This window comes from Hymenobacter edaphi, from assembly GCF_003258365.1.
In the GTDB taxonomy this organism is placed as follows: domain Bacteria; phylum Bacteroidota; class Bacteroidia; order Cytophagales; family Hymenobacteraceae; genus Solirubrum; species Solirubrum edaphi.
Genome location: NZ_QHKM01000001.1, coordinates 1623424 through 1640103 on the forward strand (window position 1 = coordinate 1623424; position 16680 = coordinate 1640103).

Annotated in this window: 9 protein-coding genes; 2 read left to right on the top strand and 7 right to left on the bottom strand. The window is 67.8% G+C overall.

Going from position 1 to position 16680, the window contains the following annotated elements; all coding sequences use genetic code 11:
- The first annotated feature begins 143 nt into the window (after positions 1–143).
- A complete protein-coding gene (locus DLM85_RS06780) occupies positions 144–4571 on the top strand; it encodes a DUF4394 domain-containing protein (protein WP_111477283.1) in 4428 nt (1475 codons plus the stop codon).
- Positions 4572–4645: 74 nt separating this feature from the next.
- On the top strand, positions 4646–4864 hold the full coding sequence (locus tag DLM85_RS06785; RefSeq protein ID WP_111477284.1) for a PID-CTERM protein-sorting domain-containing protein: 219 nt from the start codon (positions 4646–4648) through the stop codon (positions 4862–4864).
- A 73-nt stretch (positions 4865–4937) separates the two neighbouring features.
- Here DLM85_RS06785 and DLM85_RS06790 read toward each other — a convergent pair whose 3' ends face one another.
- From DLM85_RS06790 to DLM85_RS06820, 7 genes are all read right to left on the bottom strand, one after another.
- Positions 4938–6854: a CocE/NonD family hydrolase gene (locus DLM85_RS06790; protein ID WP_111477285.1), complete on the bottom strand. Its 1917-nt coding sequence runs from the start codon at positions 6852–6854 to the stop codon at positions 4938–4940.
- Positions 6855–6952: 98 nt separating this feature from the next.
- Positions 6953–7525, bottom strand: coding sequence for a hypothetical protein (locus DLM85_RS06795; RefSeq protein WP_111477286.1), 573 nt, complete (start codon positions 7523–7525; stop codon positions 6953–6955).
- A gap of 111 nt (positions 7526–7636) precedes the next feature.
- Entirely contained in the window at positions 7637–9073 is a 1437-nt protein-coding gene (locus DLM85_RS06800) for an RtcB family protein (protein ID WP_111477287.1), read from the bottom strand.
- Between the two features lie 196 nt (positions 9074–9269).
- Positions 9270–9821 carry a 2OG-Fe(II) oxygenase gene (locus DLM85_RS06805; RefSeq protein ID WP_165822033.1) on the bottom strand — a complete coding sequence of 184 codons (552 nt, stop codon included), beginning with the start codon at positions 9819–9821 and terminating at the stop codon, positions 9270–9272.
- Positions 9822–9972: 151 nt separating this feature from the next.
- Positions 9973–11376 carry an RtcB family protein gene (locus DLM85_RS06810; RefSeq protein ID WP_111477289.1) on the bottom strand — a complete coding sequence of 468 codons (1404 nt, stop codon included), beginning with the start codon at positions 11374–11376 and terminating at the stop codon, positions 9973–9975.
- A 1888-nt stretch (positions 11377–13264) separates the two neighbouring features.
- Entirely contained in the window at positions 13265–14794 is a 1530-nt protein-coding gene (locus DLM85_RS06815) for a TROVE domain-containing protein (protein ID WP_111477290.1), read from the bottom strand.
- A gap of 205 nt (positions 14795–14999) precedes the next feature.
- Positions 15000–16301, bottom strand: coding sequence for a PcfJ domain-containing protein (locus tag DLM85_RS06820; protein ID WP_111477291.1), 1302 nt, complete (start codon positions 16299–16301; stop codon positions 15000–15002).
- Between the last annotated feature and the right edge of the window lie 379 nt (positions 16302–16680).

The following is a 16680-nucleotide window of genomic DNA, read 5'->3' on the forward strand; positions in this document are numbered from 1 at the left end:
ATATCTTTTTAATTCAAAATAATACAATCCACTACCGCTACTTTGTCGTATGCTTCTGCGGCCCGCTCAGCCCGCTGTTTCCCGTCGGCTGCGCCGCTTCCCACTTGTCATTCACCTCCACAAACCAAACCCAATTACTGCGTATGCCCACACCCCTACTCCGGTCCACTGCTTCCGGTTCCGCCTTCCGCCGCTCCCTGGGGCTGCTGGGGGGGGCCGTGCTGCTGAGCCTGGCCGCCAATCCCGCCAACGCGCAGGTCGTGTTCGGCCTCTCCGGCACCGACCTGACCTCCGTTAACCTGGCCTCGCCGGCTACGTCGCAGACGCGCGTGGCCATTACCGGCGTCACGGCCGGGCAGACGCTGGTGGGCCTGGACTTCCGCCCCGCCACCGGCGAGCTGTTTGCCCTGGGCTACGATGCCAGCACGGCCGGCAACAACTCCCGTCTCTACGTCATCAACCAGACCACGGCCGTAGCCACGCCCGTGGGCGCGGCGGCCTTCCGCCTGGAACTGGGCGGGGCCTCGGAGCGCATTGCCTTCGACTTCAACCCCACGGTAGACCGCATCCGCGTCGCCAGCACCAACGACGCCAACTACCGCCTCAACCCCATCACCGGCACCTCCGCGGCCACCGATACCAACCTGGCCTTCGTGGCCGGCGACGCCAACGCCGGGCAGAATCCCTTCATCGGCGCGGCCGGCTATACCAACTCGTTTATCGGGGCGGCTACTACTACGCTCTACTACATCGACGAGCAGCGCAGCGTATTGGTGCGCTCCGACAACCCCAACGGTGGCACCCTCACTACGCTGGTGCCCATTGCCCCGACGGCCGGGGGCAACCCCACGCCCATTAACGCCCCCGGCGCCAGCACCGACCTGGATATCTTCACCGTGGCGGCCGGGGCTGAAAACGCCTACCTGAACGTGAACCAGGTGGACGGCAACGGCAACTTCGTCTCCTTCCTCTACCGCCTGAACCTGACCACCGGCGAAACCACCCTGGCCGGGGCCATCAACGGCCAGGGCGTGGGCATCACCGACATTGCCGTGCGCATCAACCGCACGGCGCCGGCGGTAAGCGGGCAGCTGCTCTACGGCGTGACGACCGGCAACAGCCTGATCAGCTTCTACTCGGGCACGCCGGGCTTTATCAACAGCTCGGTGGCCATCAGCGGTATCACCGCCGGGCAGACGCTGGTGGGCACCGACTTCCGCCCCAACACCGGGCAGCTGTTCGGCTTCGGCTACGACGCCACCACGGCCGGCAACAACTCCCAGCTGTACACCATCAACCTGACGACGGGCGTGGCCACACCCGTGGCAGCGGCTACGCGCCTGGAGCTGGGCGGCGCCACGGCCAACATCGGCTTCGACTTCAACCCGACGGTGGACCGCATCCGCGTCACCAGCACCAACCGGGCCAACCTGCGCCTGAACCCCAACAACGGCGCCCTGGCCGCCACCGACGGGCTGCTCACCTACGCCGCCGGCGACACCACCACGGCCCGCATCGGCGCGGTGGGCTACACCAACAGCTACCCCGGCAGCACCAGCACCACGCTCTACGACATCGACGAGAACCGCAGCGTTCTGGCCATTCAGAACCCGCCGAATGCGGGCACGCTCAACGTGGTGGGCAACACCACCGGCCTGACGCTGAGCCCGACCAATGCCCTGGTCGACCTGGACATCTACTTCGACCGGAGCACGCTGACCAACCTGGCGTTCCTGGCGGCCAACCCCAACGGGCAGGCCACCAGCAACCTGTACACCCTGGCCCTGGGCTCGGGGGCACCCACCCAGGTAGGCGCCATCGGCCTGGGCATTCCGGTGCGCGACATTTCGGCTAGCCTGGAAGGCGCCAACGCGTCGGCCCAGCTCAGCGGCCGGCTGCTCTACGGCGTGGCCGGCGGCAACCTGGTTTCGTTCGACTCGGGCAACCCCACCGTGATTCGCACGGCCGTCAACATCACCGGCCTGCCCGCCGACGGCTCGCAGGTGCTGGTGGGCACCGACTTCCGCCCCGCCACCGGCGAGCTGTTTGCCCTGGGCTACAACGCGGCCACCCAGCAGGGCCAGCTGTACACCGTGAACCTGACCACCGGCGCGCTGACGGCCGTGGGCAGCCTCAACGGCATGGCTCTGGGCAACAACGCGGCCACCATCGGCTTCGACTTCAACCCGACGGTGGATTTGATCCGGGTGGTGTCGGGCACGACGCAGGCCAACCTGCGCGTGAACCCCACCACCGGGGCCGTGACGGTGGACACCGGCCTGACCAACCCCGGCGGGACGCCCGTAATGACGGGCGCAGCCTATACCAACAACGACAACAACGCCAACACCGGCACCACGCTCTACGGCATCGACCAGGCCCGCAACGTGCTGCTGCGCTCCACCAACGCCAACGCCGGCACCTACGTGGACCAGGGCAGCCTGGGCGTGACGCTCAATGCCGCGCTGGGCGCTGATTTCGACATCTACTCGGACCTGTCGACCCCGTCTTCCCCCACCAATGCGGCCTTCCTGGCCGCCGCGGCCACGGGCAGCCCCAGCGACAACCTCTACTCCGTGGACCTGAACGGCGGCAACGCCACCTCGCTGGGCCGCATCGGCTCGGGCTCGAATCTGACCGGTCTGGCCGCCTTCCTCACGCCCGGCCCGGTCATTACGGCCGGCCTGACCTGGACCGGCGCCGTGAGCACCGACTGGGGCACGGCCGGCAACTGGAGCCCGGCCCAGGTGCCTACGGCCACGGATAACGTGACCATCCCCGACGTGGCCAACGACCCGGTGGTGAGCAACGCCCAGCAGGCGGCCAACATCACCCTGGCCAGCGGCGCCACCCTGACCACCGCCAACGGCGGCACGCTGACGGTCAACGGCTCGTTTACCAACAACGGCGGCACCACCCTGGGCAGCGGCACCGGCACCATTGCCTTCACCGGCGCGGCGGCCCAGACCATCAGCGGCACGACCACCTTCTTCAACAACCTCACCGCCGGCCCGGCCGGCGTGACGGCCAGCGCCCCAGTGCAGGTGCAGCGCGTGCTGCTGCTCAACGGCAACCTGGCCTCGGGCGGCAACCTGACCCTGCTCAGCAACGCCACCGGCACGGCCCACGTGGTCAACAACGGCGGCGCGGTAACGGGCAACGCCACGGTGCAGCGCTACGTGGACACGGGCCTGAACGCCGGCCCCGGCTACCGCCACTTCTCGGCGCCCGTCGTCGGCACCACCGTGAGCGACCTGGCCACGGCCGGCTTCAGCCCGGTGGTGAACCCGGCCTACAACTCGGCCCCGGTGCCGAATAACGTGACGCCCTTCCCCACCGTGTTCGGCTACGACGAGACGCGCGTGAATACCAGCGGCAACCCGGCCCCCCGGGACTTCGACCGGGGCTTCTTCTCGCCCAACGCCACCTCCGACCCGATGGTACCGGGCCGCGGCTACACCGTCAACATCCCGGCCGGCCAGACGCCCGATTTCGTGGGCGTGCTGGGCAACGGCCCCGTCATCCTCGGGGGCCTGACGCGCGGCACCCAGACCGAATCGGGCTGGCAGCTGCTGGGCAACCCCTACCCCGCGCCCCTGAACTGGGACGCCGTGGGCCGCACCAACGTGGACGGGGCCGTGTACGTGTACCGCTCCACGGGCCAGTACGCCGGCACCTACTCCACCTACGTGGCGGGCGGCGCGGGCACCAACGGCGGCACCAACGTCCTCGGCTCGGGCCAGGGCTTCTTCGTGCGGGTGAGCACGCCGGGTTCCTCGAACGGGCAGGTCTCGTTTACCAACGCCGCCCGCTTCACCACCTACCAGAGCCCGGTGTTCCAGCGCCCGGCCGCCATCACCGGCCCGCTGGTGCGCCTGGCCCTGCAAGCGGCTTCCGGCCCGGCCGATGAAACCGTGGTGTACCTGGAGCCCGGCGCCACCGCCGGCTTCGACGCCTCGATGGATGCCTACAAGCTGCAGGCCGGCGGCGCCCCGGTGCTGGCCTCGCCCATCGACGCCAGCACCCGCCTCGCGGTGAATGCCCTGCCCCCGCTGTCGGCCACCGCGCCCGAGCGCGTGGTGCCGCTGCACGTGCAAGCGCTGCAGGCCGGCCCCCACACGCTGCGCGCCGCCGAGCTGCTGAACCTGCCCGCCGGCACCTACGCCTACCTGCGCGACGCCGACACCGGCACCCTGGTGGACCTGCAGACGCAGCCCAGCTACGCCTTCACCCTGGCCACGACCGGCCTGACCACGCGCTTCAGCCTGCTGCTGACCCAGAACCGCGTGACGGCCACCGCGCCGGCCGCCCTCAGCCAGCAGGTCGGGCTCTACCCGAACCCGGCCCGTACCCAGGTAACGCTGCAGCTGCCCGCCAGCCTGGCGCAGCAGCCGGTGGCCGTGTCGGTGCTGAACGCGCTGGGCCAGCAGGTGCTCACCCGCGTGCTGCCCGCCGCCCGCCCCGCCCAGAGCGCGCTGACCCTGCCGCTGGCGGGCCTGGCCAAAGGCGTGTACTCGGTGCGCCTGACCACGGCCCAGGGCATTGTCACCAAACGCCTGGTCGTTGAATAAACTGTATCATTGGGTCCGGGAGTCCTGAAAACGCTCCCGGACCTATGATCTTACCCGTTTTCAGCTTCTGCTACATGAATCACATTGCCTCTTCCCTGTGCCGGCTGTTGTCCGGCGCGTTCCTGCTGTTGCTCTCCTACGCGGCTCAGGCCCAGACGCCCGGCTCGGGCGGCCCCGAGCCGGGCACGCCCGCCGAGCCCACCGCCGTGCCCCTCGACGGCGGGGCTTCGCTGCTGCTGGCCGGCGGCGCGGCCTACGCCCTCAACCGCCTGCGCAAGCGTCGTCGGGCCTAGCCCCGCCGCCCCCAAACAAAACCGCCCGGACCGTACTGGTCCGGGCGGTTTTGTTTGGGGGGCGACGGCACGCTCAGCGCGCCAGCACCGGCAGCACCACGCCCGAGGGGTGCTGCGCGTCGTGGTACACGCGAATGGTGGCCCGCTGAAAATCGGCCGCCCCGGCCCCGGGGATGGGCACGAACTGCTGCGGGTTGCGGTCGACCAGGGGAAACCAGGTACTCTGCACCTGCACCATCAGCCGGTGCCCCTTTCGGAAGGTGTGGAGCACGTCGGGCAGCTGGTAGCTGACTGCGGTGACTTGGCCGGGCTGAAAGGGTTCGGGTTTTTCAAATGAGTTGCGGAACCGGCCGCGGATAACCTCGGCGCGCACCAGCTGCTGGTAGCCGGCGCGGGGGGCGGGCATGGCTCCGCCGGCCCAGCCGCGGGCGGAGTCGGGCAGCACGTCGATGAGCTTGACCACGAAGTCGGCGTCGGTGCCGGTGGTCGACACGAACAGCTCCGCCCGAAGGGGGCCGGCCACGGTCACGTCGGCGGGCAGCGGCGCGGTCTGGTACACCAGCACGTCGGGGCGCTGGGCGGCGAAGCGCTGGTCTTCCACCATGTACTCGTTGTTGCGCCCGGCGTGGATGCCGTTGGTATAGGGCACCGGGCGGTGCGGGTCGCTGAGGTATTCATCGAAGCTGCCGGTGCCGGCGGGCTGCTCCGGACCGAGGGCGCCGCCGGGCTGCAGGCGCAGGGCCCAGGCGCTGCCTGTGGGCGGCCAGGCCGAAAGCTGCTCCCACTGGTTGGTACCGGTGTTGAACACGGTGGCTTCCGCGGCGTCGAAGGAGCCCTTGCCCTTGAGGTAGTGGTTGAAGAAGCGCAGCTCCAGATTGTCGCGGTACCACTGGGCGGTGTTCTGCCCGAAGCGCAGCGGGCCGAATTTGCTCCACTCCGGCCGGGCCCAGGCGCCGTGGGTCCAGGGGCCCATCACGAGGCGGTTGTGGGCACCCGGGCTCTGCTGCTCGATGGCCCGGTAGGTGTTCAGGGCCCCGAACAGGTCCTCCGCATCAAACCAGCCGCCCACGACCAGGGTGGCCGGCCGCACGTTCCGCAGGTGCGGGCGGAGGTTGCGGGCCTGCCAGTAGGCGTCGTAGGTGGGGTGCGCGAGGTACTCGTTCCAGGTTTTGGCGCGGCCGTTGAAGTAGGCCGGGCCGTTGGCGTTGTTGATCGGGCCGAGGTCGAGGAAGAAGCGGTAGGCGTCGGCGTACTCGGCGCGAAACAGGGGCGTGTACGTCGGCTGCGGGCCGGGGTGCGGCGCGTCGAAGCTCTGCAGGAAGTCGAAGTTGTCGAGCAGGAAGAAAGCGCCGTGGTGGTTGGCGTCGTCGCCCATGAACTCATCCGTCACCGGGGCCTGCGGCGACACGGCTTTCAGGGCCGGGTGGGCGTCGGGCAGGGCGGCCGCGGCGTAGAAGCCGGGGTAAGAAATGCCCATCAACCCCACGCGGCCGTTGTGGTGCGGCACGTTCCGGAGCAGCCACTCAATGGTGTCGTAGGTGTCGGTGCTTTCGTCGTGGCCGTAGGCTTTGCTGCGTTTGGCGGTGGGCTTGCCGTGAGCGGCGGGCACGGTGGGCGTCATTTCCTCGAACTGCCCCTCGCTCATGTAGCGCCCGCGCACGTCCTGGGTCACGAAGATGAACCGCTCCCGGGTCAGCTCGCGGCTCTGGCCGGGGCCGGCTTTGGGGTAATTGTCCTCGCCGTAGGGCCCGGCCGAATAGGGCGTGCGCCGCATCAGGATGGGGTACTCGTGGCCCTTGCCGGCGTCCTTGGGCACGTAGATGACGGTGTAGAGCTGCACGCCGTCGCGCATGGGGATGCGGCGGTCGAGCTTCTGGTAATGGTCGCGCACGTAGGCCGAGTCGGCGGCGCGGGTGGCGGCGGGCACCTGGGCGTGGGCCGTGGCGGCGCAAAGCAGGAGCGGCAGCGCGGCGGCAGGAAATCGAAGCATACGGATAAGGATTCGGGGCGGCGAAGGTATTGGTGAAGCTGCCCGCGGCCCAAATACCCGTGTTTGGCCCGCCCGTTGCGCACCGCCCCTCCCCCGCCTCAGCGCCGCGCCGTGCCGCGGATGTAGATGCCGGGCTTGGCTGGCCGGGACGGCCGGTGCACGAGGCGGATGTTAATGACCGGCGCGTCGGCCACCGTGGCCGGTTGCTTCACCTCCAGCCCGGCAATAGCCGCCGTGGCGACGCGCAACGTCGGGTCTTCCAGCGGCAGCCCGTCCAGCTCAAACCGGACGGGACGGGCCAGCTTCAGCTCCCGGCGCAGTTGCGGCAGGCTCTTGCTGGCAATGGTATTGAGGGGAAAGCCGGGCTTCATGGTCAGCGCCAGGATGCCGTGCGGCGCCAGGCTGCGCCATTTGGCCGGGGTCGTCAGGCCGCCCTTGTGCACCTCGAGGCGCAGAATCTGGTTCGGGTCCAGCGCCGCCAGTCCGTCGTCGCCGACGATGAGCCGGGCATTCACCAGAAATATTGGCCCCGAGCCCACGCGTACCGGCTGCGGCGCGGGGTGCCGCAAGGAGGTGTCGGGCTGCTGGGCCAGAGCGCAGGGGCCCGGCAGGCCGTGCAGGACGATGAGCAGGCCAAGCAGGGGCCAATAACACAGACGACGGGGCGACATAAGCAGCGGAAACGGGTGATTGAACCAGGAATACCCGGTGGATGCGCGCCGCCTTGCGTTTCCACACGACAGCGCGCAGCAATTGTTGCGGGCGCTGCGCCAGGTACGCTCCTACTCCCCGCCGTACTTGCTTTTGCCGCCGCTCCCGGCATCCATGCGCACAATTTTGGGCAGAAACGAGCCGAGCACGTCCACCAGGTCGCGCTGGTGCTCCATCACCTGGTGAATGTCCTTGTAGGCCATCGGCGCCTCGTCGAGCCCGCCGCCGATGAGCTCCACGCCCTGGTCGCGCAGCAGGCGGCGCAGCTCCCCTTCGCTGCCCTGCTGCTTGGCCTGGGTGCGCGAGAGGCGCCGCCCCGCCCCGTGGGCGGCCGACTGAATCGAGTCCCGCTCGCCCCGCCCGCGCACGATAAAGCCCGGGGCCGTCATCGAGCCGGGAATCACGCCGAGCACGCCCCGGCCGGCCGGCGTGGCGCCCTTGCGGTGCACCACCACCTCGCGGCCGTCGGCCAGCTCCTCTTTCCAGGCAAAGTTGTGGTGATTTTCCACCTTGGCCAGGGGCTTTTCGCCCAGGGCCTGACTGAGGCGGCGGTGAATGTCGCGGTGGCAGGCCGAGGCGTAGTCGCCGGCCAGGTTCATGGCCGCCCAGTATTCCTGCCCTTCCTGGGTGTCGAGGTCGAGCCAGGCGAGGTAGCGGGCTTCGGGCGGCAAGGGGCAGCGGTTTATGGCCAGCTTGGTGTAGTGCTGGGCCACGGCCGCGCCCAGGCCGCGGGAGCCGGAGTGCGAGAGCAGCCCCAGGTACGGGCCCACCGGCAGGTTCAGCTCGTTGTCCTCGGCGGTGATGTCGACCACGCCCCACTCCACGAAGTGGTTGCCGGAGCCGGAGGAACCCAGCTGGTTGATGGCGGCCTCGCGCCGGCCGCGCACCACGGCTATTTCCTTGAACTCGGACCGGTGCAGCACCGCATCGTCGTAGGGGTCCTTGAACACTTCCTTGCCGCCAAAGCGGGTGTGGTGGTGCAGCAGCTTTTTCAGCTCGGCGCGGCGCTGCTCCAGGTAGCGCGGCGGCACATCGAACACCGACAGGGCCATGCGGCAGCCGATGTCCATGCCCACGCCGTACGGGATGACCGCGTTGTCGACGGCCAGCACCCCGCCGATGGGCAGGCCGTAGCCCTGGTGGGCGTCGGGCATCAGGGCCCCGTCGATGGTGATGGGCAGCTGCATGGCCGTGTCCATCTGCCGCCGGGCGCCGTCTTCGATGAAGGAGTCGCCGTAGCGGCGGTAATCCTTCACCTCGGGGCTCAGGCGCACCTCGCGGCTGGGCTGGGGCACCAGCTCCTGGGCCAGGGGGCGCCAGGTCGGGTCGCGCACGTACTTGAACGGGTCGGCTTTGATGTCGCGCAGCAACGCCAGGGCGCTGCCTTTGTCGAGGCGGCGCAGTTCGCGCTGGTCGAGGATGTCGAGGGCCAGGCTGATCTGCTTATCGTCGGTGAAGCCGAGCTGGCGCAGGTCTTTGCCGTGGAGCTTGGTGGTGTTCTTGGCCATGGGTGGTCGGGAGCAAGGATGGTAAGCGTGTAGCGCAGGGGCTGCACGGCGGGTTACGGCCGAGGTTGCGCAGAGTAGCGCGGGCTTTCGGCCGCGTCCGCCTGGCCGATACTGCCACCCGGGCGGACGCGGGCGGAAGCCCGCGCTACATCTGCCGCCCGTTTCCATCCTCCCGGGCACTTGCAGAGAGTGGCCTTTATTCCGCCGGCAGGCGAAACATCACGTCGGTGCGCAGCACGTACTTCACGCCCTGCTCCACCGTGCGCCCGAGGTGGTAGAGGCCGTGCTCGAACACCAGCAGGCGCCCTTGCTGCGGCCATACGCGCAACTCGCGGAAAGCCGTGTCGCCGCCCTGAAAGTTGTCGTTCAGGTACACCATGAAGGTCAGCAGACTGGCCTCGGTGGGGCTGCGCACGTAGCTTTCATCGTAGTGGCCGCGAAACTGCTGACCGGCCTGGTAGCGGTAGAAGCGGAACAGCTCGTTGAGCCCCAGCGCCTGGCTGCGCCCGAACTCGGCCGGGATGAACGGCCGGGCCCGCTCCCAAAGCTTCTGCGCTAGCTCCTCGCTGCGGTGAAAGACCCGGCTGTTGTTGCGCACCGCGGGCATCAGCCGGGCGCCTTTGGTGGTATTCACCTTGGCGGCCTCGTAGCCCAGCTGCTCGCTGAGCGCCAGGTAGTGCAGGCATTCCTGGCGGGTCAGGAAGTCGTCGACGGTAAAGATGGATTCGGCTAGTTGGGTACGGAGCATGGGGTTTGGATGAATGAAAAGAAACGTCAGCCGGAGCGCAGTGAAGGACCTTGTCAGGCGCAAACGAAATCGTTGTGACGACATCGACCCGACGAGACAAGGTTCTTCGCTGCGCTCCGGCTGACGGAACTAAAAGCGCGCCAACTGGGGGCTACGCCCCGCCGTCCATGCGCACGATTTTGGGCGTGAAGGTGCCGAGCACGTCCACCAGGTCCTGCTGGCTCTGCATCACGGTGTGGATGTCTTTGTAGGCCATCGGCGCCTCGTCGAGGCCGCCGCCGATCAGCTCCACGCCGTGCTGCTGCAGGTGGCGGCGCACCTCGGCTTCGCCCAGCTCGGCCTTGGCCCGGGTGCGCGACATGAGGCGCCCCGCCCCGTGCGAGGCCGAGGCCAGCGACTCGGCCACCCCGCGGCCCCGCACAATAAAGCCGGGGGCCGTCATCGAGCCGGGAATCACGCCGAGCACGCCCCGGCCGGCCGGCGTGGCGCCCTTGCGGTGCACCACTACCTCGCGGCCGTCCGAGAGGCGCTCCTTCCAGGCGAAGTTGTGGTGATTTTCCACTTTCGCCAGGGGCCGCTCGCCCAGGGCCCGGGCCACGCGCTGGTGAATCTGCTGGTGGCAGGCCGAGGCGTAGTCACCGGCCAGGTTCATGGCCGCCCAGTATTCCTGCCCGAGTTCCGAGTCCAGCGTGAGCCAGGCCAGGTGCTGGGCTTCGGCGGGCAGCTGGCAGGTTTCGCGGGCCAGCTTGGTGTAGTGCTGCGCGATGCTGGCGCCCAGGCCGCGGGAGCCGGAGTGCGAGAGCAGCCCCAGGTACGGGCCCACCGGCACCCCCATGTCGTTGGCGGGGTCGGTGATTTCCACGATGCCGAATTCCACGAAGTGGTTGCCGGAGCCGGAGGTACCGATCTGCGCAATGGCCGATTCGTGCTTGTTGCGCAGGAAGGGAATGGCGGCGAATTCGTCGCGCTCCAGCACTTCGTGGCCCAGTTTCTGGCCGTGGCGAAACACGTCGCGGTTGCCGAACTTGGTGGTCGTCAGCAGCACGCCTCGCAGCTCCTGCACCCGCTGGGCGAGGTACTGGGGCGGCAGCGCGAAGATGCTCAGGGCCATGCGGCAGCCGATGTCGACGCCCACCGCGTACGGGATGACGGCGTTATCCGTGGCCAGCACCCCGCCGATGGGCAGGCCGTAGCCGTGGTGGGCGTCGGGCATCAGGGCGCCGGCCACCGTCACGGGCAGCTTCATGGCCGTTTCCATCTGGTGAATGGCGCCCGGCTCGATGTGCTCGGCGCCGTAGAGCACGTAGTCTTTGCGCGGCGCCAGGGCAATGTGGCGGCTGGGCGGGGGCAGCAGGGCCGCCGCGGTATGGCTCCAGTCGAGGTCGGTGAGGAAGTTGTTGGGAGTCTGCAGAATCAGCTTGAGCAGCGCCAGCTGATCGGTGTGCGAGAGGCGCTTGAGGTGTTTGCGCTGCAGCTGGGCCAGCGCCAGCCCGATGGCGCGACCTTCCGGGAAACCCAGTTGACGAAGGTCGTTGCCGCGTAATTGATTGGCCATGATGGTGGGTGCGCCCCTGGGGCGCGGTGAGTTGGAGAAAAAGCGCGGCCGACGGCTCGCGCGGCATGGTTGTCCCCCTCAAGAGCCGGAGCAACAGGACGGCCCGCGTACCATGGGATACACCTTGCGGCGTACTGCCCGACGTGACAGGTCGAAGTAACGCGGACCTACGGCATCCGGCCGTGGGAGCGGGTGGTATCGGGCAAGGGTTACGGGTGAGCAGCTTCAGATTCAATTTTCAGTCGAAGGAATGCTGCCCGACGACACCTTGCCCGTCCCACATTCATTTTAGATTGGGCTACGGGGCGCGCCGCCCTCGATAACACTGCGCCCTAACCACTAGGCCACCGTTCCTGGCGGAAACGGGAAGGATTCGAACCTCCGACCTCAGTATCCCTGACGAAGTATGGCGGCGCTACGGCACCAATCAAAAAACCAGCTGCTTACCGGGGCAACCAGCGGCGGGCGTTGCTGACGCCGCTCCTTGCGGACCGGACGTCTACCGGCCGCCGAAGCAGCCGGGTGAAGGAATTGAACCTACTCAACGAAAACGTCTTACCGAAGTAACGCCCGCCTACGACACCCGGTAGGCAGTAAGAAAAAAACCGTTGGGGCAACGGGGCGCCCAGCCCGTTTCCTGCTCTAACCAACTGAGCTACCGCCTCCGAAGAAGCGAGAGGGACTCGAACCCCCGACCCGGGCATTAAAAGTGCGAAGTAGGGCTGCGCTACGGCACCCAACGGCAAAGTCAACCCGAGGCAACCACGGCCCAGCCACGAGTCTGCCCTACCGCTCGTAAGCGCAGGCCCGGCAAGCCGGCCCCACTTCGGGAGTCGAACCCGCGACAGAACTCTAAGTTGGCACGAAGGATGGCTGAGCTACGGCGCTCGGTACGGCTGCTTTATCGGGCAAGAGCGAGGCAACAAACGGGGCGCCCTTTATCACTGGCGCGTCTTCGTTTCGCCACCGGCGGCCCTTGCGGGCGGCCGGGCGGGACTTGAACCCGCACGCCTTGCGGCACCAGTCCCTAGCGAAGGAATGCGCTCCTACGGCACCCGCCTGGCCCGATAATGAACAATCCGCCGGGGTAAAAAAGCAACAAGCGTAACGTGCGGCTGAGTAGCCGTTCTGCTCTACCCGCTGAGCTATTTCCGGCGGCGGTAATCTGCAGCCCGGAAAACAAGATTCGAACTTGTGACCCGAAGTAACGCTGGTCTACGACACCCGGCGGGGTGGTGGGCAGTTCTTGGCAACAACAGCCAGGGCAATGGGCGCAGCGCGTTTATTTTCCTGCCGATGCCAAAGCACCGGCGCGGGATTCGAACCCGAAGCGGCCCGTGGGGCCACCCGAAACAGCCACGAAGTAACGCCCCGCTACGGCACCTGGCTAGCCGTCGAGAACAGTGAGGTTGTTTAGGTGAGCTTCATGAAAGTACAGCGCTTAAAAAGTGAAGGAGCAAATGCCTCCGCGCACCTCAGCGGGCCGGAAACAGCCCCGAGTTCCTGCCCCGGCGCGTTGGCGTCCGCCGGCCGGTAGCGCAGGCTGCCGTAATGGGCAGCGTGTTGCCGAGCCCTCGGTAGTCGCCGCCCGACCAAAGGCGGGCGGGTAACGGCCCGTTTGCGGGGCATCGAGGGGCGGCGGGCCAGGTGTTGACGCGGTTCGCGGTTTATTGGGGCAGGCGTGAAATCGGGGTTCCGGACGCGGGGCGCGGCGGCCCTGTTGCCGCCGCGCCGTACCGCTTGGGGGTTGCGGGTGTGAGTTTGGAATCAGAAGGAAAAATGGGCCGTAAAGCAGCGCACGCGCATCAGCTGGCGGAATCGGGTAGCGAAGGAATGTGGGGTAACGATGGGCACTAATCAGGCTGCTTTACGGCCTGGGGTCAAGTAGTTAGAAGTCGATCCGCTCCATCTCCGTCAGGGCCGAGCCGCCGTTTTCCAGGGCCTGGAGCACGTCGAAGACTTTGTCAGACCAGCCGGCAATGAGCGCCACGCCGTCCGGCTCGCGCACGTCCAGCGGGGTATTGCCGTGGCCGGCCAGGTCGAACAGGTACAGGCGGGCCTGGGGCGCCACGGTGCGGCGGTACTGGCGCCAGGCCTTGGCCAGGTCGTTGCCGTCGCCGGTGCTGTTCCAGAGCTGGCAGTCGGTGAACATCATCACCTTGTCCACCCGCTCGTTGTGGCGGATCAAATCCTGCACCACCAGGTGGCCGTTGGTGCTGTAGCCCACCTCGCCTTCGCGACGGTACAGCTCCTGCACGTTGCTCAGCACCTGGTTCTGGGGCAGCGGCACGCGCTTCCACCGGTCGCCGAACATGCCGGTCACCACGTTCTGGCAGCGGCGCTGCAAGAGCATCCCCAGCACCAGGCCCACGTCGTAGAGCAGCACTTTGCTGCGCGGCGAAATGGGTTGCTGCATGGAGCCCGACACGTCGCAGGCCACCACCACGCGGGTGTCGGCGCCGAAGCCGCGCAGGTTCTGCGTGGAGTGCCCGATGGCCGTTTCCAGCGCCGCGAGGATGCCCGCCACGTGGCCGGAGCGCACCGTGAGCAATTCGCGGTAAGCTGCCAGGTAGCGGAAGGGCAGCTGCTTGCTGCGCGTCACCGCCCGCTCGTCGGTCAGGGCCTGCGTGAGCTGCGCAATGGCCCCGGCCGATACGTCGGCTTCGAGGATGTTGCGCAGGTTGCGCAGCAAAGCCATGTAGCCCAGCTTGCCGCTGCCGATCAGCTCCTCCCACTTCTGGCAGAAGGCCGTCTGCCGCTCCGCATCCGTGGTAAAGGTTTGCTGGCCCAGGGCCGACAGCTCGGTTTCCCAGGTGTAGGGCGTGGGCAGCTCGCCGCGCACCAGCTGGTCGAACAGCTGCTGCTGCTCGGGCGTTTTGGCCTGGGGGTGCACCAGGAACAGGGCGTCGCGCAGGCGCACCTGCCCGGCCCGGTCGTACTTGGCCAGCTGGTAGCCATCGAAGCGGTTGAAGGCCAGGGCCAGCCCTTTCTGCAGCTGCTTGGAGAGGCGGTTCAGCTGCTTCTGCCCCTGGCGCTGGTTGGCCAGGGCGTAGAAGGCCAGCAGCTCGGTAATCTCGTCGGCACGCTGCACCACGCGGGCCACCAGGCGGCTCACCAGGTTGTCGCCGCGGTGCAGGCGGGCCAGCTCCACGGCCAGTACCAGCGGCACGGTGCGCAGGTACATCTTTTCGCGGGCGTACACGGCCAGCTGCGCCACGAACAGGGGGTCGTTTTTGGCCACCAGCTCGCGCAGGCGCTGCAGGCGGGTATCGGCTTTTTCGTAGAACTGGTCGCTGAGCGCGGCCGTGGCCACGGCGGCGTACAGCTCCAGCTGGGGCGTAAGGGAGTAGGCAGCCGCGCCCGCGTGGTTCACCACGTCGGCCGGCTTGTTTTTGCGGAATCCGAAGTTGAAGCGCATAAAAGTGGTGAGATAGTGAGGTGGTGAACTGGTGCGTTTTCGGGGCCCGCATTCGGGCGAAGCGGGGCATTCCGCTGGCCGACAGTCTTCCCGTTCTGTCAGCCGGCAACCTTGCACGGAATGCCCCGGCTTCGTCCGGTAGGCGGTATGAGTTCGTGGTCGGAGCGGTGGCGCTATTCCGGCCAAAGCCGACGGCCCCGCGCCCCTACACGTGCTTGGAAATGGTCAGGCGGGCGTCGGTAGCCCAACGCTGCACCCACAGCCGCTCAGAGGCGTCCATGGGCCGGTTGTGCTTGCCCCGGGCCTGCACGATGACGCCGCCGGCCGCTACTTCCAGGGTGACGGCGCGCAGGCCGGCCTGGGTAAGGCCGAAGATGGCGCAGCGCCCCTGGCGGCAGGAGCTCAGGTACGAGGCCACGCAGTGGTGCAGCTCGCGGCCTTCCTCCAGCAGCGCCCCGTAGGTGAGCAGCTGGGTGATGAGCACCGGGTTCTTCTTGCTGTTGTTCGTGAAATTGGGCACCGGCATGGGCGTCCAGGTGGTCGTGAGCGGAATGACGGGACCGGGGGCGTAGCGGCGCACCTGGGCCAGCTGGCGGTGCCACTGCTCCGTCTGAGCCAGTACACTCACCATCGAGCGGCCTTTCAGCGAGAAACCCGGCTGGGCCGGCTCGTCGCCGATGCCCACGCTGCGCTTCTCGTGAATCCAGTCGCAGACGGGCCCGAAGTGGCGCGGGTCCACCATCGGCGCGGCCACGAAAAAGTCCACCACCGTCAGCCAGAAGGCGTCGTCGGGACCGATTTCGCGGCCCATCCGCGACTCCAGCACCGCCCCGAACCAGGCCAGCGCGTCGCGGGCGGCGAGCTGGGCGTAGCGCAGGGCTTCCAGGAAGGTGCAGCCCGCCGGCGCCAGGCGCAGGTGGTGCTCCAGCTTCTTGGTGAGCGGCACCGGCAGGCCCTGGAAGCGGCGCAGCGCGTGGCCGCTGCCCAGGTGCAGGGTCAGCTCGGCGATGTTCACGCCGCCGTCCTGCAGGCGCCCGGCCGTCCAGGAGTTGAGCAGCCAGCCGGGCACGTCGCCGTACTCATCAAAGAGGTGGCGCACCAGGCTTTCCAGCTGCCGGTACACGTTGCGGGAGCGGGGCTGCCAGTCGGCCAGCTCGCGCCGGCGCAGGGGGTAGTAGTGGGTGAGGGCGGCCACGGCGGCGCTGACTTCGGGGCGCTGCAGCAGCTCGGTGCGCTTGGCGGCCAGGGCCAGCAGCACCTGCTGGCGGCGCTGGCGCTCGGCCCCGTTCTGGCCGTACACGCAGCCCTCGTAGAGCTTGGCCAGCGGGGTTTCTTCGCCGAGCAGGTTGTAGCAGTGCCGTGGTTCGCCGGTGAGCGAAAACAGGTAGTCGATCTGCCGGCTGGGGGCCCACTTGCGCCAGTCGGTGCGGCGGGCCTGGGTGAGGGCGGCTACGGCTTGCTGGGCGCGCTGGGCTTCGTAGGATAGGGGTTTGAGGCGGTTGGCCATCGGTCGGGGTGCCCCTCGCGGGGGCGGTTACCGATTGAAGAATCAGACTTGGAATGCGCCGGAGCGGCGGAGAGTTGAAGCAGAAGTCTGAACGATTCGTACATGGCGGTGCTTGGCAAAAGGGTGTAAAATTCCGTTCGGCAATTCACGCGGAATTAATTGCCGTTACGCAGGTATTTATTACAGAAATAATTCAGGCAATATTTTCCCAGGCGACATTTATTTAGTCGCAAAACCAGGAATTAATTACCGTGAATCAGGCCCGACTGGAAAGCACTCGGGCGGTGGCCAGGGTCGTTAGCAGCCGCGTTTTCGCGGCGCTGTATCCGGGCAACTGGCCGGCCTGATGACGCCCTGCCACAGCGGCGCGGGCACCGAT